This is a genomic window from Chromobacterium sp. LK1 (assembly GCF_001043555.1).
GTDB classification, from domain to species: domain Bacteria; phylum Pseudomonadota; class Gammaproteobacteria; order Burkholderiales; family Chromobacteriaceae; genus Chromobacterium; species Chromobacterium aquaticum.
The window spans coordinates 68,709-93,903 of the sequence record NZ_LDUI01000033.1 but is presented as its reverse complement, the minus strand read 5'-3'; the positions used below and the strand labels follow the sequence as shown (position 1 = coordinate 93,903).

Here is a 25,195-nt window from a genome sequence, read left to right as displayed (position 1 = left end):
CCATGAACGACATCCCGCACGCCATCCTGCTGATGGGCCCCACCGCCTCCGGCAAAACCGGCCTGGCCCTGGAGCTGGCCCGCCATTTTCCGGTGGAGATCGTCAGCGTGGACTCCGCGCTGGTCTATCGCGACATGGACATCGGCACCGCCAAGCCCAGCACGGCGGAAATGGCGCAATGCCCGCACCACCTGATCGACATCATCAGCCCGCTGCACAGTTATTCCGCCGCCCAGTTCCACGCCGACGCCAACCGCCTGATCCGCGAGATCAACGGCCGCGGCCGGCTGCCCTTGCTGGTGGGCGGCACCATGCTGTATTACAAGGCCTTGCTGGAAGGCTTGTCCGATCTGCCGCGCGCCGACGCGACGCTGCGCGCGCAACTGGACGCCGACGCCGCGCAAGCCGGCTGGCCGGCGATGCATGCGCGGCTGGCGCAATTGGACCCGGACACCGCCGCCCGCCTCAATCCCAATGATTCGCAGCGCATTCACCGCGCGCTGGAGGTCTGCCTGCTCAGCGGCGAGCCGATGTCGCGGCTGCTGGCGCGCGGCAAGGAAGCCGCGGCCGACTTCCGCCTGCTGTCGCTGGGCCTGGTGCCGGCGGAGCGCGCCTGGCTGCATCAACGCATCGCGCAGCGCTTCGAACTGATGCTGGAACAGGATTTCCTGGCCGAAGTCAGGCGCTTGCGCGAACAGTATCCGGCGCTGGCGCTGGAGCTGCCGTCGATGCGCTGCGTCGGTTATCGCCAGGCTTGGGAATACCTGGACGGCGTCGGCGATGAACAAGCCTTCATCGACAAAGGCATTGCCGCCACCCGCCAGCTGGCCAAGCGCCAACTGACCTGGATGCGCAGCCTGGACCTGGTGCCGGTCAATGCCCAGCAGCCAGGTCTGGCCGAGCAGCTGTGCGCCGCCGTCGCGGCCTTCCAGGCCGGCGAGCCCTTGCCCGCCGGCCTGCGTTTCGACGGCGCCTACTAAACCGGCCGCGCCCGACTCACCAGGGCCGGCTGGCCGACGCGCACAGCGGCACCACCGGCGCGTTGCTGCCGGTGTCGAGGAAGCCGTCGCTGATCCAGTCGCCGCTGCGGGTGCGGTTCCACACATCGGTGCGCCCCCACACTCCATCCACCGCCTCGGCGCGCACATGGCATTGCAAGGCGACGCTGTCGCCGCGCTTTACGGAGCCGGTGATGCCCGCGCTCAGGCTGGGCGCCTTGCGCAGATTCACCTGCCCTTCTCCCTTCGCCGGCGTCGCCACGCCGCTGGCGCCGGTCGGCGCGCCTCCGCCGCCGTAATTGTTCAGCAAGCCGCCGACATTGACCCGTGTGCCGTTACGCAGCGCATAACCCTGATAGGCGCGGCTGCCGGCGAAGAACTGCCAACCGCCGAACAGCTTGCCGTTCACCGGCTCGGCTCGACCCTGATACAAGAGGGAGAAATGCACGTGCGGGCCGGTGGTGCTGCCGCCGCACGGCAGGCCATTGCCTATGGTGCCGAGATACGCGCCCGGATTGACCCGCGTCCCGTCCGCCAGCGTATTCAGATTGATCATGTGGTAATAGGTGGACGAGAAGCCGTTGTCGTGCACCAGCTTGACCAAGCCGCTGCCACCGCGCACGCAGCTCTTGTAGATCACCCCGGCCTGAGGCGCCAGCACCCTGCCGTCGCCGCCGGCGAAGTCTATAGAATCGTAAGGCTGGCTCTCGCCGCTATAGCCGTGGGGCCCGCCGGTCATGCGCCAGGCCGCGCCCTGGCGCCAGGGCAGGCCCAGGTTGGTGGCATTGGGCGCGAACGGCTGCCCCGGCCTGGCCAGCTGACTGCGCCAAGCCTGTCGTTCTTCCGCGCTGAGCCAGCCGGCCGGCGCCTGCTCCAGCATCGCGGCGAAGCCCGAACTGCTTTCCAGCTCCAGCGTCCAGCCTTGCGCATCGCGCCGCGCCAGGAACAGCCGCGACAAGGGCACATGATCCATCGCCGCTATCGTCGTCATCACCGGCAAGGGCTGGGTCACCGAGCCCAACACCCAGTCGCCGTCCACGCTGTCGCGGTTGATTTCCACCAGCATGTCCAGCTGCTCGCCCTTGGCCAGCGGCAACAAGGGCTGCAAGGCCTTGACCGCCGCCTGGCGCAGCATCGGATCGGGCTGTTTCGACTCCGCCTGCGCGCCGCTGGCCAGCACCGCCAATACCGCCATCGCTAAAGCTGCTTGTTTCATTTCGGGCTCCGTATGGGTTGGGGAAAAACCAAAGCGACGCAATGCCATAAGCATTACGTCGCAAACACTAAGGTTATAGAAACGCCCGTCCTTATTTCCTGCTGGCCTTTGGCCCAGCAGACAGCCCGCGAAAATCGATAAAAAAAGCCCACGTCGCATGACGTGGGCTTTTCATCGAATGGGGGCTTGCTCAGCGTGCGGCCACCAGCTTGATTTCCACCTTCCAGGCCGGGTTGGCCAGCTTGGCTTCCACCGTGGCGCGCGCCGGCACATTGCCGGCCGGCACCCAGGCGTCCCAGGCGGCGTTCATCGCATCGTAGTCAGCGAGATGGGCCAGGAAGATGGTGACATCGACGATCTTGCTCTTGTCCGAATCCAGCTCCGCCAATAGCGCGTCGATCTGGCCCAGCACGTTCTCGGTTTGCGCCTTGGCATCGGCCTCGGTGTTTTCCGGCACCTGGCCGGCCAGGAAGATCAAGCCATTGGTGACCACGGCTTCGGCCAGACGCGCGCCCTGCTTGTGACGATAAATGCTCATGCGATTCCCCTTCTGTGTGTATCGAAGCGATGACGGAATTCTAACCCGGCGCCGCCGGCTATTGCCATGCCTGGCGCAAGTCCTCGATCAGCGCCGCTTCGCCCTCTATGCCCACCGACAGGCGGATCAGATTGTCGGCAATGCCCAGCGCGCGCCGGCGCTCGGCCGGGATCGACGCATGCGTCATCGCCGCCGGCAGGCACACCAGGCTCTCGACGCCGCCCAGGCTCTCCGCCAACGTGAACAGCTTCAGGCGCGCCAGCACCCGCCGCGTCTCTTCGGCGTCGCCTTTCAGATAGAAGGACACCACGCCGCCGTAGCCCCGCATCTGGCTGCGCGCCAGTTCATGCTGCGGATGGCTGGTCAGGCCCGGATACAAGACCCGCTCCACCTGCGGCTGGCTTTCCAGCCAGCGCGCCACCGCCAGCGCATTGCTGTTGTGACGTTCTATTCGCAAGGCCAGCGTGCGCAGGCCGCGCAGCACCAGGAAGCTGGCGAACGGGTCCTGCACCGCGCCCACCGCGTTGTGCAGGAAGGCCAGCCGCTCGGCCAGCTCCGGCCGCTGGCGGCTGACCACCGCGGCGCCGGCGATCACGTCGGAATGGCCATTCAGGTATTTGGTGGCGGAATGCACCACGATGTCGAAGCCGAAGGCCAGCGGGCGCTGCACCACCGGCGAGGCGAAGGTGTTGTCCGCCACCGTGATCAGGCCGTGCCGTCGCCCCAAATCGGCCACCGCAGCCAGGTCCACCAGTTGGTTCAGCGGGTTGGACGGGGTTTCCACCCAGATCATGCGGGTGTTCGGCCGGATCTCCGCCTGCAAGGCGGCGAGATCTTCCGACGCCACATAGCTGATCTCCAGCTGCGCGCTTTGCTTGCGCACCTGCTCGAACAAGCGGTAGGTACCGCCGTACAGATCGTTGACCGCGATCAGATGGCTGCCGGCCGGCAGCAGCTCCAGCACCGTGGCGATGGCCGCCAGGCCGGACGGAAAGGCGTAGCCGCGCACGCCGTCTTCCAGCTCGGCCAAGGCGCGCTCCAATGCCTCGCGCGTCGGGTTCTGTGAGCGGGAATACTCGTAGCCGCTATGCTCGCCCGGCGCGTGCTGCCGGTAGGTGGAGGTGGCGTAAATGGGTGGAATCACCGCGCCGAACGCATCCTGGTGCAGGCCGGCGGTGATGGACAAAGTATTGAAATCAGTCATGGTCTTTTCTCGCAATGCGGATGGCCGGTCCCGCTTGGACCGGCCTGGATCGAGTGGAGCTAAATGGAACGCGAGCGCGGCTGGCGGCGCCAGAACGCCAGCAGATCGGCCTGGGTGATCAGGCCCAGATAGCGCTCGCCGTCCACCATCAGCGCGACATGGCCATCGTTGAAAATATGCAGCAAGTCCTGCAGCGAGGCCTGCGGCGACAGGGTGCGCACTTCGCTGGTCATCGCGCTGCGCACGTTCTGGCGGAAGTTCTCCGGTTCGCCGTGCACCGACAGCAGCAGATCCCATTCGTCCAGGATGCCGACCACCTTGTCGTCGGCCAGCACCGGCAGCTGCGATACATCATGCAAGCGCATGCGCTGGTAGACCACGTTCAAGGGCTCGTCCGGGTGGCAAGACACGGTGCTGCCGTCGGCGTGGCGACGCACGATCAGATCGGTCAGATCGCCCAGCCGCGGCAGTTCCACCAGGCCGTTGTCCACCAGCCAGTCATCGTTGTACATCTTGGACAGATACTTGTTGCCGCTGTCGCACACCAGCGTCACCACGCGCTTGGGCGTGGTCTGGGCGCGGCAATAGCGCAAGGCCGCCGCCAGCAGCGCGCCGGACGAGGAACCGGCCAGAATGCCCTCCCGGCTCAGCAGCAGGCGGGCGCTGTCGAAGCTTTCCTGGTCGCTGATGCGGTAGGCGCGCTTGACCAGGCTGAAATCGGTCTGCGGCGGGATGAAGTCCTCGCCTATGCCTTCGATCAGCCAGCTGCCGGCCTCGCCGTGACGGCCGGTCTCGACATGATCGGCCAGCACCGAGCCCACCGGGTCCGCCAGCACGATTTCCAGTTGCGGCGCCTCGCGGCCGAAGAAACGGGTCAGCCCGGTCAGCGTGCCGCTGGAGCCTACGCCCACCACCACCGCGTCCAGTTCGTGGTTCATTTGCGCCCAGATTTCCGGCGCGGTGCCGGTTTCATGCGCCAGCGGGTTGGCCGGATTGTTGAATTGGTCGATGTAGTAAGCGCCCGGCGTGTCCTTGGCGATGCGCGCGGCCAGGTCCTGGTAATACTCCGGGTGCCCCTTGCCCACGTCGGAACGGGTCAACACCACCTCCGCGCCCAGCGCCTGCAGGTGCAAAATCTTCTCGCGGCTCATTTTGTCCGGCACCACCAGCACCAGGCGATAGCCCTTTTGCGCGGCCACCAAGGCCAGGCCCAGGCCGGTATTGCCGGCGGTGGCCTCGACGATGGTGCCGCCCGGTCGCAGCTTGCCTTCGCTCTCGGCCGCGGCAATCATGGACAGCGCCACCCGGTCCTTGATCGAGCCGCCGGGATTGTGGCTTTCCAGTTTCAGATACAACTCGCACAGGCCGGTGTCCAGATGCGCCACCCTCACCAGCGGCGTATTGCCGATCAAGGACAGAACGGATTGGTCTTGCATATTGAAATCTCCTAGCTACAGCATATAAATATTGTTTTTAAAAACTTTTTGTTATATTGAAACTAAAAAAATTCCGCCTCACACCACGGCGGTCGCCTGCAGAAAACTATAGAAAAACACCAGCTCCGGATTGCTGCGCAGCTGCCTCAACTCCCGCGTCATCGCCGCCACCAGCGCCGCGTCCACCCGCCCCGCCTCGATCAGCTGATCCGCCGCCGACAGCAGCAGCTCGGTCCAATAGTCCAGCACTTGCTGGCGGCGATGCGGGTCGCGGCTGTCCAGATGCCAGGTCTTGACCTGGGTTTCCACATGACGGAAGCCCAGCCGCAGCAGCATATTGCCCAGCTTGGCGCCGACGAAGGGATCGCCGCCCACCGCCAGTTGGTGATCATTGAAAGCCAGCCAGTACTGCTGCAGATGCGCGGAATAAGGCGATAGAAAGAAGGAGGCGTTCATCGCCTCGGTGGCGTATAGCCGCGCGCCCGGCTTCAGCACGCGGCGTACCTCGGCCAACACTCGTTCCGGCGACAGCACATGCTCCAGTACCCAGCACAGGAAGGCGGCATCGAAACTGGCTGGCTGGAAATCCAGGTCCTCGGCGTCCATGTGCAACAGCCGGGCGCGGTCCTGCCACGGGCTGCCCTGCAGGCGCTGCCGCGCCACCGCCAGTTGGCGTTGGCTGAAGTCGACGCCGGTCACTTCCAGATCGGGATAGCGCCGCAGCAGGATCTCGGTCTGCGCGCCAACGCCGCAGCCCACTTCCAGCAACTGGCCGACGCCGGAGAAATCGATGTCTCGATACACCACGGACTCGGAGAAACGCGCCTGACGCACCAGGCGCGCCTGCTCGCTAGCGGAAAAACCATGAATATAGGGCAGCTCGCTCGCCCCGTCGGTCAATTGCAATGTGGCCATGTTCATCTCACGATTTACATCAACATCGCCGCATTATATTCCCAATCATTATTAAAAATATAAATTTTATTTCTTATTTTTATATAAAGAACAAATCTAATCTCCGCTAACGCCAAACGCAAAAAACCCGCAGCATGCTGCGGGTTTCGGCTTAGCCTGGAACAGGCTTAAAGCATCGCGGATTGGCGCAAGCTCATGGAGAAACGCTGCAGCGCGGCAATGCCGGAAGCTTCGGCGCGATTGCACCAGTCCTGCAATTCCTTCAACAGCTGCTCGCGGCTCAGCGTGGAACGTTCCCACAAACGGGTCAATTCCTGGCGCATGGAGTAGACCGTGGCCAGCACCTGGCTATGCTCCAGCAAGGTGGCCAGCTGCATGCGCTCGGTTTCCGGCGTGTCCTTGGCGTCCTGCTTCAGCCACACCTTCATCTTGCGGCTCAGCTTGCTGCCGGAAAAGTCCGGCAGATTGATCTTGTCCAGCTCGCCGCGATACACCTCTTTCAGCTCGCGCGCATAGCGCGAAGCGATGGCGTAGCGGTTGGAGATGATGGCCTGCAAATGCTCCAGGTCCAGTTGCGGGCGCGACGCGTCCTCGGCCAGCCGCGGCGCCACCTTGCGCACCTTGGCCAGGCCCAGGATTTCCAGAATGCGGATATACATCCAGCCGATGTCGAACTCGTACCATTTATACGACAGCTTGGCCGAGGTGCCAAAGGTATGGTGGTTGTTGTGCAATTCCTCGCCACCCACCAGGATGCCCCAGGGGAAGATATTGGTGGACGCGTCCTCGTTCTCGAAATTGCGGTAGCCCCAGAAATGGCCGATGCCATTGATCACCCCGGCCGCCCAGAACGGAATCCACACCATCTGCACCGCCCAGATCGTCAGGCCGGCGGGCCCGAACAGCACCAGATTGATCAGCAGCATCAGCACGATGCCCTTGGCGCTGTGGCGGGTGTAGACATTGCGCTCCAGCCAGTCGTCCGGCGTGCCGTGACCGAACTTGTCCATGATGGACTGGTCCTTGCAGGCGCCGCGGTACAATTCCGCGCCTTCCCACAATACCTTCTTGATGCCCAGCACCTGCGGGCTGTGCGGGTCGTCCGCGGTCTCGCACTTGGCGTGGTGCTTGCGATGGATGGCCGCCCATTGCTTGGTGACCATGCCGGTGGTCAGCCACAGCCAGAACCGGAAGAAGTGGCTGGGAATGGGATGCAGATCGAGCGCGCGGTGCGCTTGGTGACGATGCAGGAAGATGGTGACCGATGCGATGGTGATGTGGGTCAGCACCAAGGCCACCACGATATAGCCCCACCACGGGAGGTCTAGCACGCCGTTTATCCAATTCATGTACTAATCGCGCCTCGTAAAGCAATCTAGAAGAAAGACTCTATTCTATACAAGCGGCCTGCCGATGTCAGACCGTTTTGCTGTTGCGCCGGCTAGCCGCCGCCGCAAACGTCAAACTTGGACCCCGCCGACGCCCCCCGGTTCACGCGCCGGCAGTAACGCAAGCAGCAGGCGATGGTGTACCATAGGGCCTCATTCCATCCTAGTTAAGAAAAAGCGCTAGTGTTGCCAAATCGTCGTCTGATCATTGCCGGCGCCACCCTCGGTGGCCTGTTCGTTCTGTATGGAGGCGCGACCCTGTGGGCCGGCGTCAAGGCGGAGCAGACCTTGCAGGAACAGCACAAGATGCTGGCCGACCTGCCGCTGTTCAAAGTCAAATCCCACAGTTATCAACGCGGCTGGTTCTCTTCCACGGAAACCACCGAGCTGGTGTTCAACCGCCATTTGTCCGGCCCGTATGAAAACATGCTGCCCGACAATGTGAAGCCCTTGCTGAACGCCACCATCAAGTTCACCAACCACGTCAAGCACGGCCCCTTCCCCGGCATCGGCGATTTCGACTTCCGCCCGGGCCGCGCGCTGGTGCGCACTGAGTTCGCGATGAGCGACTCCACCCGCAAGACGCTGGCCAGCTTCTTCGGCGACAAGGAACCCATCACCATCGTCAACCGCCTGGGCTTTGGCGGCGGCGGCGAGCTAGGCGTCACGGTGCCGGCCTTCGACTATGAAGAAGCGCTGTCCGGCGTCAAGATGAAATGGAAGGGCTTCGACCTCAAGCTCGACTACGCCGACGGCTACAAGGAATACAAGACCGAGGCGCTGTCGCCCGGCTTCCTGCTGGAAGCCGCCAGCAAGGGCAGCATCGCCTTCGATGGCGTGCGCTACCTGTCCGACATCCGCCCCGGCAACACCGGCGTCAAGCTGGGCACCAGCGAATTGACCGTGGGCAACGTCCGCCTCAATTCGCGCGAAAGCGTGCCCTACAGCATCAAGCTGAACGAACTGGTCTATTTGATGACCCGCGTGCGCATCGGCGAATTCATCAATCCGTCCGGCGAGTTCAAGCCGTCCGCGGTGACCTTGAAGGACTTCCGCTACCAGATCGTCACCAGCGAGCAGGACGACTACGTCAATACCCGCGGCAAGCTGAACTTCGCCGAGTTCAACTTCAACGACCACCGCTACGGCCCGATGCGGCTGGACATCTCCGCCAATCACCTGCATGGCCCCACCCTGGTCAAGCTGGACCAGGCCATAGGCCAGATCCCGTTCGAAGGCGTGGACCCGGCGCTGCTGCGCAAGCAATACATCGATACCATCAAGAAGAATGGCATCCCGCTGCTGCAGAACGATCCCAAAGTGGTGATCAACGAGTTCTATCTCAAGATGCCGAGCGGCGAAGCCAAGCTGGAAGGCAGCCTGGGCGTCAAGGGCCTGCAGCCGGCCGACCTCAACGACGCATCGCAATTCCTCAAGCGCTTTGACGTGGACGCCAAGCTCAGCCTGCCGCGCCAGACGCTGGAAGACCTGGTGATCGCTCAGGCGCGCACGCTGTTCACCGTCGACCAAAGCGCCGAGGACCAGCCGAACATGAAGGAAGTGGAAGACCTGGCCAAGAACCTGCTGGACAGCCAGTTGGCGCAGTGGAAGAGCGAGCAGTACATCGTCGAGGACAAGGGCCAGATCAACACCGAGCTCAACTACGGCGCCGGCGTGCTGACCATCAACAAGAAAAAGGTGGCGCTGCCCTGGGAGGAAATCGACCTGGAGCCGCCGCACGACGCGTCTCAGCCTGCCACGACGCAGAAGAAATAACGACGCGCTCGCCATGTGAAAAGGGCTGTCTCGCGACAGCCCTTTTTCTTTGCCGGCCAGTGCTGGCCTCAGCTCGACACTCAGTCCTCGTCGTGCATCTGGCTTTGCAGATAATTCTGCAGGCCAACGCTCTCAATCAGGCTCAACTGCGTTTCCAGCCAATCCACGTGCTCTTCCTCGCTCTCCAGGATGTCTTCCAGCAGGTCGCGGGTCACGTAGTCCTTGGCGCTCTCACAGTAGGCGATGGCTTCGCGCAATACCGGCAGCGCGTCCATTTCCAGCTTCAGATCGCACTCCAGCATTTCCTTCGGATTCTCGCCGATATGCAGCTTGCCCAAGTCTTGCAGATTCGGCAGCCCTTCCAGAAACAATACGCGCTCAATCAGCGCATCGGCGTGCTTCATCTCGTCGATGGACTCGTGATACTCGTGTTCGTTGAGTTTCTTCAAGCCCCAGTTCTTGTACATGCGGGCATGCAGAAAATACTGGTTGATCGCGGTCAGCTCGTTCTTGAGAATCTGGTTCAGGTATTTGATGACCTTTTTATCGCCTTGCATCGCGCTCTCCGGAAGAAATGATTCTTCCATTATGACATAGCGCGCGCCAGTCTCAAGGCATCAAGGTCGAAAAGAGGATATGCGCGCCGCGAGAATACGGCGCGTGGGGATTTGCAGTCTGCCCGGCCTTGGCCGAGACTAAGCAGGAAACGAAGGATGAGATCAAGCGGCGCTGCGCGCGGTCGAAGCCGGACCAAGCGCTTGAACAGCCTCCTTGCGAAGTTGATTGGCCATGCAGGCGCATTTGCCGCAATCGGTCGCCACGCCAAGCTCGCGGCTCAAATCGCACATGCGGGTGGCTCCGTTGTGCACCGCTTCGCGGATTTGCTTGTCAGTTACAGCATGGCACAGGCAAACGTACATGGCAGTTCCGGTGGTGTAATGTGGCGCGGGATTGCGTTAAAGTAATCGAGAATCGTTATCAAGAATATAGATTCAAACAAGAATCATTGTCAACAAGAAAGCGCAGACCATGACGCAGTGGAAACCAAATGCGACAGTTGCGGCAGTCATCGAACTGGACGGGCGCTACCTGATGGTGGAGGAAGTGACCAGCGACGGCATCTGCTTCAACCAGCCGGCCGGCCACCTGGAGTATGGCGAGACGCTGGAAGACGCGGTGAAGCGCGAGGTGCTGGAGGAAACCGGCTGGCACTTCCGCCCGCTGGGGCTGGTGGGCATCTATCTGGTGGACCGCCCCAATAGCGACATCACTTATCTGCGCTTCGCCTTCTACGGCCACCCGCTACGACGCGAGGATTATCCGCGGCTGGACGACGGCATTCTGTCGGCGCAATGGCTGAGCCACGAGGAAATCGTCGCGCTGCGCGCGCAGCACCGCAGCCCGGTGGTGCAGCAGTGCCTGGACGATTTCCGCGCCGGCAAACGCCACCCTCTGTCCATGATCCACCATCTGGGCCGCTAAGCGCCGCGGCCCCGGAGTCTGCATGTCCTTGAGATTATTGTCTTTCCTATTGGCGCTGCTGGCCGGCCTCCCGTGGGCGGCACAAGCCAGCGCCATCAATATCTGCTACCATTACGGCTGCTCCAGACATGCCTACGTAGACATCCCCGCCGAGGCCGATGCCTGGCTCGCCGCCCGCCTGTCCGCCGCCAACAGCCCGGAAACCGAACGTTCCGCCGTCAGAGACGCCGTCACCGCGCTTTATCACATCGCCGCGCGCACGCTGCCGATCTGGCAGGACAAGGGCGGCAATTTCCGCGACGGGCCCGCCGAAGGCCGCATGGACTGCGTGGACCACAGCAGCAATGTCAGCACCTTCCTCACTTATCTGCAGGACCACGGCTGGCTGCAATACCACACAGTGGGCAAGCCGGCTTGGCGCGCGCCGCTACTGCTGGACCTGCACTACACCGCGGTGCTGCGCGACATGCTTTCCGGCCGGGATTGGGCGGTGGACAGCTGGTTCAAGGACTTTGGGCAAGCCCCGGTGGTGATTGCCCTCGATATTTGGATGGAAGGATTTTCCCCGTGACGGGTAGTAAGAAACGAATTGTCGTCGGCATGTCCGGCGGCGTGGACTCCTCGGTAACCGCCTCGCTGCTGAAGCAGCAGGGACACGAGGTGATCGGCGTCTTCATGCAGAACTGGGAAGACGACAACGACGACGAGTACTGCTCGATCAAGCAGGATGCGCTGGACGCGATGAGCGTGGCCGACATCGTCGGCATCGACATGGAGATCGTCAACTTCGCCAAGGAGTACAAGGACCGCGTGTTCTCCTACTTCTTGAAGGAATACTCCGCCGGCCGCACGCCCAATCCCGATGTGCTGTGCAATGCCGAAATCAAGTTCAAGGCCTTCCTTGACTACGCGATGGAACTGGGCGCCGACTGCATCGCCACCGGCCACTACGCGCGCAAGCTGGAGCAGGATGGCACCCACTACCTGATGAAGGCGGTGGACCACACCAAGGATCAGAGCTACTTCCTGTATCGGCTGCAGCAGCATCAGTTGGCCAAGGCCATCTTCCCGCTCGGCGACATCCGCAAGACCGAAGTGCGCAAGCTGGCCGAGGAAGCCGGCCTGCCCACCGCGGCCAAGAAGGACTCCACCGGCATCTGCTTCATCGGCGAACGGCCGTTCCGTGAATTCCTGCAACGCTATCTGCCCACCAAGCCCGGCGAGATGATACTGCCGGACGGCAAGGTGGTGGGCGAGCATATCGGCCTGATGTATTACACCTTGGGCCAGCGCAAGGGCCTGAATATAGGCGGCGCGCGCGACGGCACTGGCGAACCGTGGTTCGTCGCCGGCAAGGACATCCCCGGCAACAGGCTGATCGTGGTGCAAGGCCACGATCACCCGCTGCTGCTGAAGCCGACTCTGGCGATGGCCGACCTGAGCTGGACGCTGCCATCGGCGCCGGCGGCCGGCGAGTACGCGGCCAAGAACCGCTATCGCATGGCCGACGCCGGCTGCAATCTGTCCGCCATCGTCGACGGCCAGGCCACGCTGACTTTCCGCGACAAGCAATGGGCGGTCACTCCCGGCCAGTCCGCGGTACTGTACGATGGCGACATCTGCCTGGGCGGCGGCATCATTCAATAAGCCCACCGCTAGTCAAAAAGCCCCGCGCCGAATCATCGCCGCGGGGCTTTTCCATTCATCATCAAGATTGCGGCAAGGGTTGCAGCCTCCGCAGGCCCAGGCTGATCGCCAGCATCGCCGTCAGGCACAGCGCCAACACCCCCGCCACCCCGTTCCAGCCGCCGCGCCCCCACATCAGGCCGGACAGCGAGCCCAGCAGGCTGGAACCCAGATAATAGGCGCTCAGGTAAATGGCGGAAGCCAGCGCCCGCCCCTGGCGCGCGCGCAATCCCACCCAACTGCTGGCCACCGAATGGCCGGCGAAAAAACCGAAGGTGAACAGGGCGATGCCGGCCACCAGCAGCACGACGCGATCGCTCAAGGTCAGCGCCAGTCCCAGCAACATGGCCAGCACCATCAGCCACAACACATTGCGTCGGCCCAGACGGTCGGACAGCTTGCCGACCCAGGCCGATGACCAGACGCCGACGATATACAGCGAGAACACCAGCCCCAACAGGCTCTGGCTCATATTGAACGGCGGCGCCAGCAGGCGGAAACCCAGGTAGTTATATAGGCTGACGAAGCAGCCGGACAACAGGAAAGCGGACACGAACAGCCAGGGCAGACCGGCATCGCCGAACAAGGCTTTGGCCTCTCGCCACATGCGACCCAGATCATGCCGGCGCGGCTGGAAGTGCCGTGACGGCGGCAGATTGCGCCAGAACAACCACGCGCCAAGCACGCCGAGCAAGGCCAACGTCAGCAAAGCCCAGCGCCAGCCGAAATGGTCGGCCAGCAAGGAGGCGATGAAGCGGCCGCTCATCCCGCCCAGCGCATTGCCGGCGATGTACAAGCCCATGGAATGGCCCAGCGACTTGGCGTCCACCTCCTCGCTCAGATACGCCATCGCCACCGCCGGCAGGCCGGCCAAGGCCACGCCGAAAGCCGCGCGCAACCACAGCAGATGCTGGAAACTGTCCGCCAGCGCCGACAGCAGCATCAGCAGCGCGCCCAGCGCCAGCGCCGCGTTCATCAACGGACGTCGTCCCAGACGGTCCGCCAGCAGGCCGGCGGGAATCAGGCTCAACGCCAGGCTGCCGGTGGCCAAGGACACCACGCCGCTGGAGGCGGCCGGCGACAAGGCGAAATCCTGGGAAAACAGCGGCATCAATGGCTGCGCGCCATACAACATGGCGAAGGTGCAATAACCGCCGACGAACATCGCCCACGCGGTGGCGCGGAATTCGGCGGTGCCGGCGTGCAGCTTGGCTGGAGAAAGTGACGAAGCGGACGACGGCGATACCACAGAGCGAAGGCAGGAAGACGGTGACTCGGCGGACATGAAAATCTTTCAATACGAAATATATTCTTGAGCTTAGTCTTGGCCAAATTCGCAGTCCAATATATATTTAACCATCATTTGATACTTTAAAAATATCAATCATGGAACTACGCCATCTGCGCTACTTCGTCGCGGTCGCCGAAGAACTGCATTTCACTCGCGCCGCCCAGCGGCTGCACATTGGCCAACCACCGCTCAGCCAGCAGATCCAGGCCTTGGAGGCCGAGCTGGGCGTGCGGCTGCTGCGCCGCCACCAGCGCAAAGTGGAGTTGACCGAGGCCGGCCGCCAATTCCTGAGCCGCGCTCAGCGCATTCTCGCCGACACGGAATTGGCCGCGATGGAAGCCCGGCGCGCCGCGCGAGGCGAGATCGGCGAACTGAGCATAGGTTTCACCTCCTCGTTGCCGCTGTCCCCCATCCTGCACGCCGGCCTGCACGACTATCGTCAGCGCTTTCCGGAAGTCGGGCTAAAACTGTGCGAGATGTTCACCACCGACCAATACCAGGCCTTGCAGCAACGGCGGCTGGACATCGGCTTCGTGCGCTTCAACGGCCTGGAACCCATGGCGGATATCGCGGTGGTGGAGTTGCAGCGGGACGCGCTGCGGGTGGTAATCAGCGCCGAGCATCCGCTGGCCGGTCAGCCGGCGCTGCGGCTGGGGCAATTGCGCGGAGAAAGCCTGATCGGCTATCCGCAGGAAGCCGGTACCGGCTTGAACACGGTGCTGCGCGAGCTGGCGAGCCGCCAAGGCATGGACTGGCGGCCGCGGCAGGAGGCCGGCGAGGCCATCACCCAGATCGGCCTGGTCGCCGCCGGGCTAGGCATCGCCATCCTGCCCTCGCCACTGGAATGCGTCCGGCTTCCCGGCGTGCGCTATCTGCCGCTGCTGGACGAGGGCGCTTATCTGGCGATGGGCCTGGCCACGCGCTTGGACGAAGACTCGCCGCTGGTGATCCAGTTTCTGAACTTGATGCGCGAGCGCTGGCTCAACGCCCGCCGCTGACGTCGAGCAGGCTGCCGGTGCAGAAGGAACTGGCATCCGACAACAGCCACAGAATCGCCGCAGCGACTTCTTCGGCTTCGCCGCCGCGCCGCATCGGCACGCTGTCGGCCAGGCGCGCCACCCGGCCCGGCTCGCCGCTGCTGGCATGAATGGAGGTATTGATCAGCCCCGGCCGCACCGCGTTGACACGGATGCCCTCGGCCGCCACTTCGCGCGCCAGGCCCAGGGTCAGGGTATCGATCGCGCCCTTGCTGGCGGCGTAGTCGATGTATTCGCCGGCCGAGCCCAACCGCGAGGCCGCGGAAGACACGTTGACGATGGCGCCGCCACCGCCGCCATGGCGGGTGGACATCCGGCGCACCGCCTCGCGGCAGCAGAGAATGGGCCCCAACACATTGCTGCGCAGCACCTGCTCCACCCGTTGCGCCGAGTAATCCTCCAACCGGCCGATAGGCGCGGTCACGCCGGCATTGTTGACCAGGGCGTCGATACGACCGAAGCGCTCCGCCACCGCGTCGAACAGCCCCACGATGTCCGCCTCGAGCGAGACATCTGCGCAAAACGCCTCGGCGTCCGCGCCCGCGCGCCGCAACTCGGCCACCACCGCCTCCGCTCCGGCCAGGTCTTTGCGGTAATTGACCGCGACGCGCCAAGCCTCCGCCGCCGCCAGCCGCGCCGTCGCCGCGCCTATGCCGCGCGAAGCGCCGGTGATCAACACCACCTTATCGTCCATCTTCAACCCTTGCGCATGAATTGCTGATGCCAGCGCGTGCGCGCGCCGCGCGCGGCGCCGAAGCGCTCCGCCAGCCTTTCTCCATCACCGGCGTCCAGCATCTGGCGCAATTGCTCCAGCCCGGCGCGGTAGCGGTCCAGCTCCTGCAGCAGCGCGTCGCGATTGGCCAGGCTGATATCGGTCCACATTTCCGGATGGCTACCGGCGATGCGGGTGAAATCGCGGAAACCGGTGGCGGCGAAATCGAAACAACGCTCGGCATCGGCCTTGCCCGCCACCATGTCCACATAGGCGAAGGCCAGCAGATGCGGCAGATGGCTGACGGTGGCGAACACCGCGTCGTGCTCTTGCGCCGTCATCTCGTGGATTTCCGCGCCGCAGGCGCGCCATAGCGTCGCCACCCGCTCCACGGCGGCAGGCAATGTTTCCGGCAGCGGCGTCAGCACCACCTTGCGGTTTTCGTACAGGCCGTACTGGGCGGCGGCGGCGCCGGACAAATCGGAACCGGCGATGGGATGCGCCGGCACGCAATGCATTAATTGGCCGGGTAGATGCCGGCGGTACAGTTCCACCACGTCGCCCTTGGTGCTGCCGGCATCGGTGACAATCGCTCCCGGCCGCAACCTCGGCGCCAGCGCCGCCATCAAGCCGCCCATCTGGCCGACCGGCGAAGCCAGCAACACCAGATCCGCGCGCGCGGCCACCGCGGCCAGGTCCTGACTGATCTCGTCCACCACCCCCAGCTCCAGCGCCCGCTCCAAGTTTTCCCGGGTGCGGCCGACGCCGATCACATGCCGCGCCAGCCCGGCGCGTTTCAGCGACAAGGCGAACGAACCGCCAATCAGACCCACGCCCACCACTACCAGGGTTTCTATCCCTTGCTGCACCGCTTCTCCCCATCCATGGCCTTGGAACACAGAACGGTTATCATACCTGCCTAACGATGGCTGACAACCACTTCCGTTGCGGCGCGATGACGCCCACGCCTCCAAGGACCAGCGATGAATCACTGCTTGTATTGCTATTTCAAGGCCGACGCCGATGATGCCGCGCTGCTATCCCGCTTGCGGGCGCTACAGTCAGCGTTGCAGGCGCGTACCGGCGTCCCTGGCCGCCTGCTGCGCCGTCGCGACGACGCCGGCACCTGGATGGAAGTGTATGAAGGGATCAGCGACGCCGACGCGTTCCGCCACGCCTGGCTCGAGATCAGCGTCGAATGTGGTCTGGCGGCGCTGAGCCGCCATGAAGAGTGGTTTCAGCCGCTGGCTTGAGAAACGGGCCAGTTCAAGCAGTCCACCGGCCGCGCCAAGTGAAAACCCTGGACGAAGTCGCAACCGGCGGCACGGGCGATGTCCAACTGCATCTCGCTCTCTATGCCCTCGCCCACCACCTTGGCGCCGTGCAGCTTCAGGATGGCCACCAGCTCGGTCAGCTTATCGCGCAGCGCCGGCCGCATCAGCGCGCGCCGCATCAACACCTTGTCCAGCTTGACGTAATCAGGCTCCAGCAGCCACACCCGTTCCAGATTGGACGCGCCCTGGCCAAAGTCGTCCAAGGAGATCAAAAAGCCCAGATCGCGGTAGCGCTGCACCGCGCCGTGCAGCCGCACCGGGTCGCTGACCGCGTCCTCGACGATTTCCAGGCAGACATGGCGCGGCTCCACCCCCAGCAGTTGCAGCGCCTCGGCAAAGAACTGCCCGTGGGACTCGCTGACATTCACCAGGTGCTGGGCATTGACGTTGAGCGACAGCAGCAGGCCCGGCGGCGGCGACTGCAGCAGGAAATTGAGCAGGTGCAGGCAGCGCAGCTGCCGGTCCACATAGACGGTGCGGCGCGGCGTGGTTTCCGCGGCGAACAGCACCGTGGGAATCAACTGGCCGCCAAAGCGGTCCGATACCCGCGCCAGCGCCTCCACCGACCACAAGCGCGGCTCGCCGTCCTGCAGACGATACACCGGCTGGAACACGCTGCGGAAGCGCCAATCCTCGTGCCGGCCGCGCACGCGGCCTTCACGCCAGCATAGCGGCTCCGCCTCGAAGCCATGCCGCGCCAGCATCAGGTTCAGCTCCGGCAGCGCCGCTTGCACGCCTGGATTCGCCATCGCCACTTCACACTCCGCCATCGCCGACATCGCGCCTCCCGGCCTGCGCCAAGCAAACAAGAAAAAAGGCCGAACATCGTTCGGCCCAAACAAGATACGAGAGAAACCTGCATGCGGTTCCGCAAAACCGGCAGACAGAAAGAGGCCGGCTTCCCGGCGGCAGCGCCGCCAATAGCCGCCAGCGCTCTACTGCGCCAGAAAGACCCGCTCAATATACCCGTCTCTCTTTATCTCTAAAAATAATTAAATGCTCGTTATATAGTTCACATAAATCTATGAGTCGAACTCAGACCTGCTGCGATGCCGGCTTGGCTTCCACTTCTTCCGCCGACCGGCCCATGATGCGGTCCAGCCACAACGCGATCACGCCGTCGCCGGTGACATTGCAGGCGGTGCCGAAGCTGTCCTGCGCCAGGTAGAGCGCAATCATCAAGGCCAGGCTGGCCTCGGGGAAATGCAGCATGCTGGCCAGAATGCCCAGCGCCGACATCACCGCGCCGCCCGGCGCGCCCGGCGCCGCCACCATGGTCACGCCCAGGAGCAGGATGAAGGGGAACATCACGTCCCAGCTGGGCACGTCCAGACCAGCCGTCATCAGCATCACCGCGGTGGCGCAGGTAACCAGCGTGATGGTGGAGCCGCACAAGTGAATGGTCGCGCACAGCGGCATCACGAAATCCGCCACCGGCCCGGACACCTTCATCTGCTTGGCCGAGCGCAGCGCCACCGGAATGGTCGCCGCCGAAGACATGGTGCCCAGCGCGGTCAGATAGGCCGGCAACATATTGCGGATCAAGGACCAGGGATTGCGGCCGCTGGCGAGACCCGTCACCGTGTACAGCAAGGTCAGCCAGATCCAGTGCATCGCTATGGCCAGCACTAGCACCACGCCGAAGGTCTTCAGCGTGGAAAACACCGAGCCATCGGCCGCCATCTCGGCGAAAACGCAGGCGATATAGGCCGGCAGCAGCGGAATCAGCACCTTGGCCAACACCAGTTCCACGATGTCCTTGCCCTGGTCCACCACCTCCTTGAGCCGCAGCGCGCGGGTGACGGCGATGCCGAGGCCGAACACGAAGGCCAGCATCAAGGCGGTCATCACATCGAACAGCGGCTTGATCTCCAGCGTGAACAAGGCCTTGATCGCCGCCGGCTTGTCGGTGGCGTGCACGCCCTGAGCGATCAGCGACGGCAATACGCCGGAGGCGACGGCGAAGGCCGCCAGCCCGGACAGGATGGTGGAACAATAGGCCAGCCCCACGGTCCAGCCCAGCATCTTGCCGGAATTGGATTCCAGCGCGGCGATGCCGCTCATGATGTAGAACACGATGATCAGCGGAATCATGAAGCCGATGAATTGCCCGAACAGGGCTTTGAAAGTCATCAGCAGGGCCAGCGGGCCGTCCGGGGCCCATAGCCCCAGCGCCAGGCCCACCGCCATGCCGGCCAGTAGTTTAAGAATCAATTTCACGGCAACCTCTCTGAGCTTTGGTCTAATGTTGTTCGCGATCCGCGCATGCGCTTGCCCCATGCCCGGTCCGGGCACGGCGCCAGTCGGAAGAATGGAGATCTGCCCGGCCAGGGCGGCATGGAGCAAGAATGCAGACGCGGTCTGGGCAGGTCTGTCGTCGACGCCGGGAACTGCCCTCCCGACGCCTAGCTTCAGGCTTGAAGCGACAGGCTGTGTTGCAGGGCGCGCAGCTGCGGATGAGGGCTCCAGCGGCGCTCGCCCAAGCGGGTAATCTGCCAGATACCCATCAGGCTATTGGAGAGAAACACCGCATCGGCGTCAATCAAGCGCTGCGTGGAAAGTCGCGTTTCAGTAAAAGAGCGTCCGATATCCAAACAATGCGCGCTCAACCAATCCCGCACCGCGCCGTTCACGCCGCAGCGGTCCAGCCTGGGCGTGGCGATGACCTCGCCTTCCAGCACATAGACATTGCTCATCGTGCCCTCCGCCACCCAGCCTTCCATATCCAGCATCAGGCCTTCGGCGATGGCGGGATCTTGCCATTCCGAGCGCGCCAGCACATTCTCCAGCCGGTTCAGATGCTTGATGCCGGCCAGCGCCGGCTGCAAGGCCAAGCGGGTTTGGCACCAGCGCGCCGTCACGCCCTGCTCGGCGCGCTCCGGCGGATAGCCATTCCAGAGTGTGGCGCTGACGATGCGGGTGCACAATGGCGCCTCCGGCATCGCATAGCCGCGCGCGCCTTCGCCGCGGGTCAGCACGATCTTGGCCGCCGCGCGCGGCAGACCGTGTCCGGCCACGGCCAGTTCGGCCAGCAGCAGCGCCTCTTCGGGCGGCGGCAGGCTCAGCCGGCGCGCGTCATCGCACAGCCGCGCGTACTGCCAGGCCCACAGCCGCGGCCGGCCGCTCAGCAGCTCCAGGGTGCGGAACACGCCGTCGCCGTAAGACAGGCCACGGTCCGCCGCCGCGATGCGCTCGTCGGGACGGCCGTTGATCAACATCACCATCAGCCCTGCTCCACGCCCAGCGCCCGCAGCAGGCCGCGCGCCTTGTGGCGGGTTTCCTGCAGTTCACGTTCGGGATCGGAGTCGGCGACGATGCCACCGCCAGCGCGGAAGCGCAGCTTGCTTCCCTCTTGCATGAAGCTGCGGATCAGGATGTTGAAGTCCATGGTGCCGTCGCGGTTCAAATAGCCCAGGCTACCGGTGTAGGCGCGGCGCGCGCTGTTTTCCAGCTCGCGGATGATCTGCATGGTGCGCACCTTGGGACAGCCGGTGATGGTGCCGCCGGGGAACAGCGCGCGCAGCACATCCGCAGGCGTCACATCGTCGCGCAGCTGGCCGCGGACATTGGATTCGATGTGATGGACATAGGCGTAGCTGGCCACCGCCATCAGTTCGTTGACTTCCACCGTGCCCGGCCGGCTGATGCGGCCCAGATCATTGCGCTCCAGGTCGATCAGCATCACGTGCTCGGCGCGTTCCTTGATGCTGCTGATCAAGCGCTTCTTCAATGCCGCGTCCTCGACCGGGTCCTGTGAACGCGGATGAGTGCCGGCGATAGGCCGCGTCTCCGCCCAGCCGTCGCGCACCCGCACCAGCCGCTCCGGCGAGGAACTGACGATCTGCGCATCGCCAAAATCCGCCAGCGCCGAGAACGGCGCCGGATTGGCGCGGCGCAGAGCGGCGAACAGATCCGGCGCGCTCAGCCCCTCGCCCAGTTCGGCACGCCAGCCACGCGATATATTCACCTGGAACACATCGCCTTCGTAGATGTAGCGCTTGAGGCGGAGCACCGCGTCGGTATACCACTGCGGCGGATCTTCCTCCAGCGCGGCCAAGACCACCGGCTTGGGCTGGAAGCCGGGCTGTTCGGTCACTCGCTGCTCGAGCGCGTGCCAGTCCTCGGCGGTTTCGCCCACCAGCCAGGCCGCCTGCTTGGCTCTATCCACCAGCACCGCGGCCGGCGTGCGCGCCCATACCGCCAGCGGGAAGCTGTCGTCCAGCGCGGCCGTCACTTGCGGCTCGAACTCGGACAACAGATCGTAAGCCAGATAAGCGAACCAGCCGCCGACGAAAGGCAGGCCGTGCGGATTGGACACCGCCTGCGGCTGGAATGCGCGTAGCTGGGCCAGGAAGTCCTGTCCCTCGCCCGCCATGAACACGCGTCGCTCACGTTGCATCAGCAGCAGATCCCAGCCGCTGTCGCCGGATGACTGCATCAGGTAGGGGAAGTGTGCGCGGTCCGCCGCGTGCAATGCCAGCAGATCGGGGATGAAATCGAGTTTCTGGGTGAACATCTATGGTCCTGGGCCGGCAGGCCCGGCGCTGATTCTGAATGGATAATAGTCTGGCCGCGACAGCCAAGCCCTGCGCCGGCCCATCGCGACAAAAAAGAAAAACCGCTGCGAGTGTAACGCAGCGGTCTTGGCTGTCAATCGCCGGCTACGACGATCAAACGCGCTTGAACACCAGGGTGCCGTTGGTGCCGCCGAAGCCGAAGGAGTTGGAAATACCCACTTCTATCTTCATGTCGCGCGCGGTATTGGCCACGTAGTCCAGATCGCAACCGGCCTCCACATCCTGCTCCTGCAAGTTGATGGTGGGCGGCGAAACCTGATTGTGCACCGCCAGGATGGTGTAGATCGCTTCCACGCCGCCGGCGCCGCCCAACAAGTGGCCGGTCATCGACTTGGTGGAGTTGACCACCAGTTTCTTGGCATGGTCGCCAAACGCCAGTTTGATCGCCGTGGTCTCGTTGGCGTCGCCCAGCGGCGTGGACGTGCCGTGCGCGTTCACATACTGCACCTGATCGGCATTGATGCCGGCATCGCGCAGTGCATTGGCCACGCCGCGCGCCGGGCCCTCCGCGCTGGGCGCCGTGATGTGGTGAGCGTCCGAGCTCATGCCGAAGCCGATCAGCTCGGCGTAGATTTTCGCGCCGCGTTTGACCGCGTGCTCATAATCCTCCAGCACAAGCACGCCGGCGCCCTCGCCCATCACGAAGCCGTCGCGGCCCTTGTCCCAAGGACGCGAGGCCGTGGCCGGATCGTCATTGCGGGTGGACAGCGCCTTCATCGCGGCGAAGCCGCCTATGCCCAAGCGCGAAACCGCGCCTTCGGAACCGCCGGCCACCATCACATCGGCGTCGCCGTACTGAATCATCCGCGCAGCGTCGCCGATGCAGTGCGCGCCGGTGGTGCAGGCGGACACGATGCCATAGGTCGGACCCTGATAGCCTTTCAGGATGGATACCTGGCCGGCGATCAGATTGATCAGCGAACCCGGAATGAAGAAGGGGCCGATCTTGCGCGGGCCGCCCTCCATCAGCGCCACGCCGGTGTCCTCGATCAGCGGCAAGCCGCCGATGCCGGAACCGATGTTGACGCCGACGCGGGTCTTGTCCAGGCCCGGAATATCATCCAGCCCAGCGTCCGCCACCGCCTGCAAGGCCGCGGCGATGCCGTAATGGATGAACAGGTCGTTGCGGCGGGCTTCCTTCGGCGAGATATAGTCGCTGATCTCGAAGCCCTTCACTTCGCCTGCGATCTGGCAAGCCATGTCGCTGGCGTCGAAACGGGTAATCTTGGTGATGCCGCTCTTGCCGGCCAGCAAATTGGCCCAGCCGGTGGCGACATCATTGCCGACCGGGGACACATGACCCAGGCCGGTTACTACAACTCTGCGTTTTGACACGAAGAATCTCCGTGAGAGATGGGAGGGCAGTCTCCCGAGAGACCACCCGCGCGCCGCGATGCGCTGGCTCTTAGACCGACGATCAAACGCGCGTTTGGCATCCTCTTGGCAAAAGACCTCTGCAAAGAGACCAGAACGGCTCCGGGCAGAGGTCCTAATACCCCCTCGAAAGGGAAGGAATTACTTTTTCAGATGAACGCTGACGTAGTCAACGGCCTGCTGAACGGTGGTGATCTTCTCGGCTTCTTCATCCGGAATTTCGCACTCGAACTCTTCTTCCAGAGCCATTACCAGCTCAACGGTGTCGAGGGAGTCGGCGCCCAGATCGTCCACGAAGGAAGACTCGATTTTGACTTCGGCTTCGTTCACGCCCAGTTGTTCGGCAACGATCTTCTTAACGCGCGCTTCGATGTTTTCCATTTGTTTAAACCCATGACCTTTCTGATTCGGGATAACAAAACCCCGGTATTCTACAAAAAAAAATTAGAGCAGCCTACCTAAATCTCCAGGAGGGCTGCAAGCCTGTTTACGGCATCAACATGCCGCCGTTGACGTGCAGCGTCTGGCCAGTGATGTAGCCAGCGCGATCCGACGCCAAAAACGCGGTGGCGTCGGCGATATCCTTGGCATCACCCAGGCGCCCCAGGGCGATCTGCTCCACCAGCGCCGCGCGTTGCGCTTCCGGCAGCGCGCGGGTCATATCGGTGTCGATAAAGCCCGGCGCCACGCAGTTGACGGTGATGTTGCGGCTGCCCACTTCGCGCGCCATCGACTTGGTGAAGCCGATGATGCCGGCCTTGGCGGCCGAGTAGTTGGTCTGGCCCGGGTTGCCGGACACGCCCACCACCGAGGCGATATTGATGATGCGGCCGAAACGCGCCTTCATCATGCCGCGCAGCACGGCCTTGGAGGTCTTGAACACCGACTTCAGATTGGTGTCCATGATGTCGTCCCAGTCCTCGTCCTTCATCCGCATCAGCAGACCGTCGCGGGTGATGCCGGCATTATTGACCAGCACCGCGATCGCGCCGAATTCTTTCTCGATCGATTCAACCAGCGCCTCGATCGCGCCAGCCTCGGTCACGTTCAGCACCCGGCCGGCGCCGCCGTGGGCGGACAAGCGTTCATGGATGCCGGCCGCGCCGGCCTCGCTGGTGGCGGTGCCGATGACGATGGCGCCTTCGGCCGCCAGCGCCGCCGCGATCGCCGCGCCGATGCCGCGCGACGCGCCGGTGACCAGGGCCACTTTGCCTTGCAGGCTCATTGCTGTCTCCTTGCCTTTATCGCGGCCGCGCCATGGCGCAACCGCATTGTATTCAGTTCAGTTCGCCGCGGGCGGCTTCCAGCGCCGCCACATCGGTCAGCGCCAGGCACTTGACGTTGCCGTCTATGCGCTTGGCCAAACCGGCCAGCACTCTGCCCGGTCCGCACTCCGCCATCTGCGTCACGCCGTCGGCGGCCAGCTTCTGGATGGTTTCGGTCCAGCGCACCGGCATGTACAGCTGACGGGTCAAGGCGTCGCGGATTTGCGCCGGCTCGCCGTAGCTGGCGACGTCGGCATTATGCAACACCGGGATGGCCGGCGCGCCGATATGCACTTGCTCCAGCGCCGCCGCCAGCTTCTCAGCCGCCGGACGCATCAGCGAACAGTGCGAGGGCACCGACACCGGCAAGGGCAGCGCGCGCTTGGCGCCGCGGGCCTTGCATTGCTCCATCGCCCGTTCCACCGCGCCTTTATGACCGGCGATCACCACCTGGCCCGGCGAGTTGAAATTGACGGCTTCCACCACTTCGCCCTGAGCCGCTTCCGCACAGGCGGCGCGGATATCGTCATCGGACAGATTCAGAATGGCCGCCATCGCGCCGATGCCTGCCGGCACCGCGGCTTGCATCGCTTCCGCGCGCAAGCGCACCAGCTTGACCGCTTCCGCGAACGGCAGCGCCGCCGCGGCGACCAAGGCGGTGTATTCGCCCAGGCTATGGCCGGCCACCAGCGAAGGCTGACGACCGTTCAGCTCCTGCCAGGCCAGATAAGTGGCATAGCCGGCGGCCAGCATGATGGGCTGGGTATTGACGGTGGCGTTGATCTCGTCGGCCGAGTCCGCCTGCAGCATCGCCCACAGGTCGACGCTCAGGGCGTCCGATGCTTCGTCAAAAGTGTGTTTCACCACGGGCAGATCGGCGAAGCCGTCCATCATTTTCAAGCTTTGCGAGCCTTGGCCCGGGAACAGAAAAGCAAACGACATAGTCGACTCCTGAGAATTCGACGC

26 protein-coding genes are annotated in these 25,195 nt (G+C 63.7%); 7 read left to right on the top strand and 19 right to left on the bottom strand.

The features are described from left to right. Positions 1–2: 2 nt before the first annotated feature. A complete protein-coding gene (gene miaA / locus VI26_RS15150) occupies positions 3–980 on the top strand; it encodes a tRNA (adenosine(37)-N6)-dimethylallyltransferase MiaA (RefSeq protein ID WP_048410612.1) in 978 nt (325 codons plus the stop codon). A 16-nt stretch (positions 981–996) separates the two neighbouring features. On the opposite strand, the gene VI26_RS15145 is transcribed toward miaA, so the two are convergent. The 6 genes from VI26_RS15145 to VI26_RS15120 form a co-directional block, all read right to left on the bottom strand. Beyond that, positions 997–2,214 carry a M23 family metallopeptidase gene (locus VI26_RS15145; RefSeq protein WP_048410579.1) on the bottom strand — a complete coding sequence of 406 codons (1,218 nt, stop codon included), beginning with the start codon at positions 2,212–2,214 and terminating at the stop codon, positions 997–999. Positions 2,215–2,404: 190 nt separating this feature from the next. Further along, positions 2,405–2,752 (bottom strand): RidA family protein, encoded by a 348-nt coding sequence (locus VI26_RS15140; protein ID WP_048410578.1) that lies wholly within the window; start codon positions 2,750–2,752, stop codon positions 2,405–2,407. A gap of 58 nt (positions 2,753–2,810) precedes the next feature. Beyond that, positions 2,811–3,956 (bottom strand): PLP-dependent aspartate aminotransferase family protein, encoded by a 1,146-nt coding sequence (locus tag VI26_RS15135; RefSeq protein WP_048410577.1) that lies wholly within the window; start codon positions 3,954–3,956, stop codon positions 2,811–2,813. Positions 3,957–4,015: 59 nt separating this feature from the next. Further along, entirely contained in the window at positions 4,016–5,392 is a 1,377-nt protein-coding gene (locus VI26_RS15130; protein WP_048410576.1) for a cystathionine beta-synthase, read from the bottom strand. Between the two features lie 78 nt (positions 5,393–5,470). Then, positions 5,471–6,307: a class I SAM-dependent methyltransferase gene (locus VI26_RS15125; RefSeq protein ID WP_048410575.1), complete on the bottom strand. Its 837-nt coding sequence runs from the start codon at positions 6,305–6,307 to the stop codon at positions 5,471–5,473. 167 nt (positions 6,308–6,474) lie between these two features. After that, positions 6,475–7,656, bottom strand: coding sequence for a fatty acid desaturase (locus VI26_RS15120; protein ID WP_048410574.1), 1,182 nt, complete (start codon positions 7,654–7,656; stop codon positions 6,475–6,477). Between the two features lie 222 nt (positions 7,657–7,878). Here VI26_RS15120 and VI26_RS15115 point away from each other — a divergent pair, with 222 nt between their 5' ends. Next, positions 7,879–9,471, top strand: a complete 1,593-nt coding sequence (locus VI26_RS15115) for a YdgA family protein (protein ID WP_048410573.1) — start codon at positions 7,879–7,881, stop codon at positions 9,469–9,471. Positions 9,472–9,551: 80 nt separating this feature from the next. Here the strand turns inward: VI26_RS15115 and bfr are convergent, their stop codons facing one another. Both bfr and VI26_RS23930 read right to left on the bottom strand, forming a co-directional pair. Next, positions 9,552–10,028 (bottom strand): bacterioferritin, encoded by a 477-nt coding sequence (gene bfr / locus VI26_RS15110; RefSeq protein ID WP_048410572.1) that lies wholly within the window; start codon positions 10,026–10,028, stop codon positions 9,552–9,554. Positions 10,029–10,190: 162 nt separating this feature from the next. Then, positions 10,191–10,391, bottom strand: a complete 201-nt coding sequence (locus VI26_RS23930) for a bacterioferritin-associated ferredoxin (protein WP_082151095.1) — start codon at positions 10,389–10,391, stop codon at positions 10,191–10,193. Positions 10,392–10,500: 109 nt separating this feature from the next. On the opposite strand from VI26_RS23930, the gene VI26_RS15100 reads away from it, so the two are divergent. The 3 genes from VI26_RS15100 to mnmA are packed head-to-tail and all read left to right on the top strand — an operon-like array spanning position 10,501 to position 12,600. Next, the gene (locus VI26_RS15100; RefSeq protein ID WP_048410570.1) at positions 10,501–10,953 is read left to right on the top strand and encodes an NUDIX hydrolase; all 453 of its coding nucleotides are present in this window, start codon (positions 10,501–10,503) and stop codon (positions 10,951–10,953) included. A gap of 22 nt (positions 10,954–10,975) precedes the next feature. After that, positions 10,976–11,524, top strand: a complete 549-nt coding sequence (locus VI26_RS15095) for a hypothetical protein (protein WP_231581030.1) — start codon at positions 10,976–10,978, stop codon at positions 11,522–11,524. Further along, a complete protein-coding gene (gene mnmA, locus VI26_RS15090; RefSeq protein ID WP_048410568.1) occupies positions 11,521–12,600 on the top strand; it encodes a tRNA 2-thiouridine(34) synthase MnmA in 1,080 nt (359 codons plus the stop codon). Before VI26_RS15095 ends, mnmA begins: the two co-directional genes overlap by 4 nt. A gap of 61 nt (positions 12,601–12,661) precedes the next feature. Here the strand turns inward: mnmA and VI26_RS15085 are convergent, their stop codons facing one another. Continuing rightward, complete coding sequence (locus VI26_RS15085) at positions 12,662–13,924, bottom strand: MFS transporter (protein ID WP_048410567.1); 1,263 nt, start codon at positions 13,922–13,924, stop codon at positions 12,662–12,664. Positions 13,925–14,025: 101 nt separating this feature from the next. On the opposite strand from VI26_RS15085, the gene VI26_RS15080 reads away from it, so the two are divergent. Further along, entirely contained in the window at positions 14,026–14,928 is a 903-nt protein-coding gene (locus VI26_RS15080; protein WP_048410566.1) for a LysR family transcriptional regulator, read from the top strand. On the opposite strand, the gene VI26_RS15075 is transcribed toward VI26_RS15080, so the two are convergent. Both VI26_RS15075 and VI26_RS15070 read right to left on the bottom strand, forming a co-directional pair. Next, positions 14,912–15,661 carry an SDR family oxidoreductase gene (locus VI26_RS15075; protein ID WP_048410565.1) on the bottom strand — a complete coding sequence of 250 codons (750 nt, stop codon included), beginning with the start codon at positions 15,659–15,661 and terminating at the stop codon, positions 14,912–14,914. The two genes, VI26_RS15080 and VI26_RS15075, sit on opposite strands and share 17 nt — an antisense overlap. Positions 15,662–15,663: 2 nt before the next feature. Continuing rightward, entirely contained in the window at positions 15,664–16,548 is an 885-nt protein-coding gene (locus VI26_RS15070; RefSeq protein ID WP_048410564.1) for a prephenate dehydrogenase/arogenate dehydrogenase family protein, read from the bottom strand. A 114-nt stretch (positions 16,549–16,662) separates the two neighbouring features. Here VI26_RS15070 and VI26_RS15065 point away from each other — a divergent pair, with 114 nt between their 5' ends. Next, entirely contained in the window at positions 16,663–16,932 is a 270-nt protein-coding gene (locus VI26_RS15065; RefSeq protein ID WP_048410563.1) for a DUF4936 family protein, read from the top strand. On the opposite strand, the gene VI26_RS15060 is transcribed toward VI26_RS15065, so the two are convergent. The 8 genes from VI26_RS15060 to fabD all read right to left on the bottom strand — a co-directional run bounded on the left by VI26_RS15060 (position 16,917) and on the right by fabD (position 25,171). After that, entirely contained in the window at positions 16,917–17,792 is an 876-nt protein-coding gene (locus tag VI26_RS15060) for an EAL domain-containing protein (protein ID WP_082151094.1), read from the bottom strand. The genes VI26_RS15065 and VI26_RS15060 overlap by 16 nt on opposite strands. Before the next feature lie 256 nt (positions 17,793–18,048). Beyond that, the gene (locus VI26_RS15055; protein WP_048410562.1) at positions 18,049–19,233 is read right to left on the bottom strand and encodes a dicarboxylate/amino acid:cation symporter; all 1,185 of its coding nucleotides are present in this window, start codon (positions 19,231–19,233) and stop codon (positions 18,049–18,051) included. Positions 19,234–19,424: 191 nt separating this feature from the next. Further along, positions 19,425–20,237, bottom strand: a complete 813-nt coding sequence (gene pabC / locus VI26_RS15050; RefSeq protein ID WP_048410561.1) for an aminodeoxychorismate lyase — start codon at positions 20,235–20,237, stop codon at positions 19,425–19,427. Next, positions 20,237–21,529: an aminodeoxychorismate synthase component I gene (locus tag VI26_RS15045; protein ID WP_048410560.1), complete on the bottom strand. Its 1,293-nt coding sequence runs from the start codon at positions 21,527–21,529 to the stop codon at positions 20,237–20,239. The genes pabC and VI26_RS15045 overlap by 1 nt, the downstream gene beginning before the upstream one ends. Before the next feature lie 154 nt (positions 21,530–21,683). Then, entirely contained in the window at positions 21,684–22,925 is a 1,242-nt protein-coding gene (fabF, locus tag VI26_RS15040; protein WP_048410559.1) for a beta-ketoacyl-ACP synthase II, read from the bottom strand. A 180-nt stretch (positions 22,926–23,105) separates the two neighbouring features. Beyond that, the gene (gene acpP, locus VI26_RS15035) at positions 23,106–23,345 is read right to left on the bottom strand and encodes an acyl carrier protein (protein WP_048410558.1); all 240 of its coding nucleotides are present in this window, start codon (positions 23,343–23,345) and stop codon (positions 23,106–23,108) included. Positions 23,346–23,451: 106 nt separating this feature from the next. Further along, positions 23,452–24,189, bottom strand: a complete 738-nt coding sequence (gene fabG / locus VI26_RS15030) for a 3-oxoacyl-ACP reductase FabG (protein WP_048410557.1) — start codon at positions 24,187–24,189, stop codon at positions 23,452–23,454. A 52-nt stretch (positions 24,190–24,241) separates the two neighbouring features. Then, entirely contained in the window at positions 24,242–25,171 is a 930-nt protein-coding gene (gene fabD / locus VI26_RS15025; protein WP_048410556.1) for an ACP S-malonyltransferase, read from the bottom strand. Between the last annotated feature and the right edge of the window lie 24 nt (positions 25,172–25,195).

What these genes read in the sequence shown, in the direction of transcription:
- miaA (WP_048410612.1), top strand. Translation starts at nt 3, where the DNA reads ATGAACGACATCCCGCACGCCATCCTGCTGATGGGCCCCACCGCCTCC.
- VI26_RS15145 (WP_048410579.1), bottom strand. Translation starts at nt 2,214, where the DNA reads ATGAAACAAGCAGCTTTAGCGATGGCGGTATTGGCGGTGCTGGCCAGC.
- VI26_RS15140 (WP_048410578.1), bottom strand. Translation starts at nt 2,752, where the DNA reads ATGAGCATTTATCGTCACAAGCAGGGCGCGCGTCTGGCCGAAGCCGTG.
- VI26_RS15135 (WP_048410577.1), bottom strand. Translation starts at nt 3,956, where the DNA reads ATGACTGATTTCAATACTTTGTCCATCACCGCCGGCCTGCACCAGGAT.
- VI26_RS15130 (WP_048410576.1), bottom strand. Translation starts at nt 5,392, where the DNA reads ATGCAAGACCAATCCGTTCTGTCCTTGATCGGCAATACGCCGCTGGTG.
- VI26_RS15125 (WP_048410575.1), bottom strand. Translation starts at nt 6,307, where the DNA reads ATGGCCACATTGCAATTGACCGACGGGGCGAGCGAGCTGCCCTATATT.
- VI26_RS15120 (WP_048410574.1), bottom strand. Translation starts at nt 7,656, where the DNA reads ATGAATTGGATAAACGGCGTGCTAGACCTCCCGTGGTGGGGCTATATC.
- bfr (WP_048410572.1), bottom strand. Translation starts at nt 10,028, where the DNA reads ATGCAAGGCGATAAAAAGGTCATCAAATACCTGAACCAGATTCTCAAG.
- VI26_RS23930 (WP_082151095.1), bottom strand. Translation starts at nt 10,391, where the DNA reads ATGTACGTTTGCCTGTGCCATGCTGTAACTGACAAGCAAATCCGCGAA.
- VI26_RS15100 (WP_048410570.1), top strand. Translation starts at nt 10,501, where the DNA reads ATGACGCAGTGGAAACCAAATGCGACAGTTGCGGCAGTCATCGAACTG.
- VI26_RS15095 (WP_231581030.1), top strand. Translation starts at nt 10,976, where the DNA reads ATGTCCTTGAGATTATTGTCTTTCCTATTGGCGCTGCTGGCCGGCCTC.
- VI26_RS15085 (WP_048410567.1), bottom strand. Translation starts at nt 13,924, where the DNA reads ATGTCCGCCGAGTCACCGTCTTCCTGCCTTCGCTCTGTGGTATCGCCG.
- VI26_RS15080 (WP_048410566.1), top strand. Translation starts at nt 14,026, where the DNA reads ATGGAACTACGCCATCTGCGCTACTTCGTCGCGGTCGCCGAAGAACTG.
- VI26_RS15075 (WP_048410565.1), bottom strand. Translation starts at nt 15,661, where the DNA reads ATGGACGATAAGGTGGTGTTGATCACCGGCGCTTCGCGCGGCATAGGC.
- VI26_RS15065 (WP_048410563.1), top strand. Translation starts at nt 16,663, where the DNA reads ATGAATCACTGCTTGTATTGCTATTTCAAGGCCGACGCCGATGATGCC.
- VI26_RS15060 (WP_082151094.1), bottom strand. Translation starts at nt 17,792, where the DNA reads ATGTCGGCGATGGCGGAGTGTGAAGTGGCGATGGCGAATCCAGGCGTG.
- pabC (WP_048410561.1), bottom strand. Translation starts at nt 20,237, where the DNA reads ATGGTGATGTTGATCAACGGCCGTCCCGACGAGCGCATCGCGGCGGCG.
- VI26_RS15045 (WP_048410560.1), bottom strand. Translation starts at nt 21,529, where the DNA reads ATGTTCACCCAGAAACTCGATTTCATCCCCGATCTGCTGGCATTGCAC.
- acpP (WP_048410558.1), bottom strand. Translation starts at nt 23,345, where the DNA reads ATGGAAAACATCGAAGCGCGCGTTAAGAAGATCGTTGCCGAACAACTG.
- fabG (WP_048410557.1), bottom strand. Translation starts at nt 24,189, where the DNA reads ATGAGCCTGCAAGGCAAAGTGGCCCTGGTCACCGGCGCGTCGCGCGGC.
- fabD (WP_048410556.1), bottom strand. Translation starts at nt 25,171, where the DNA reads ATGTCGTTTGCTTTTCTGTTCCCGGGCCAAGGCTCGCAAAGCTTGAAA.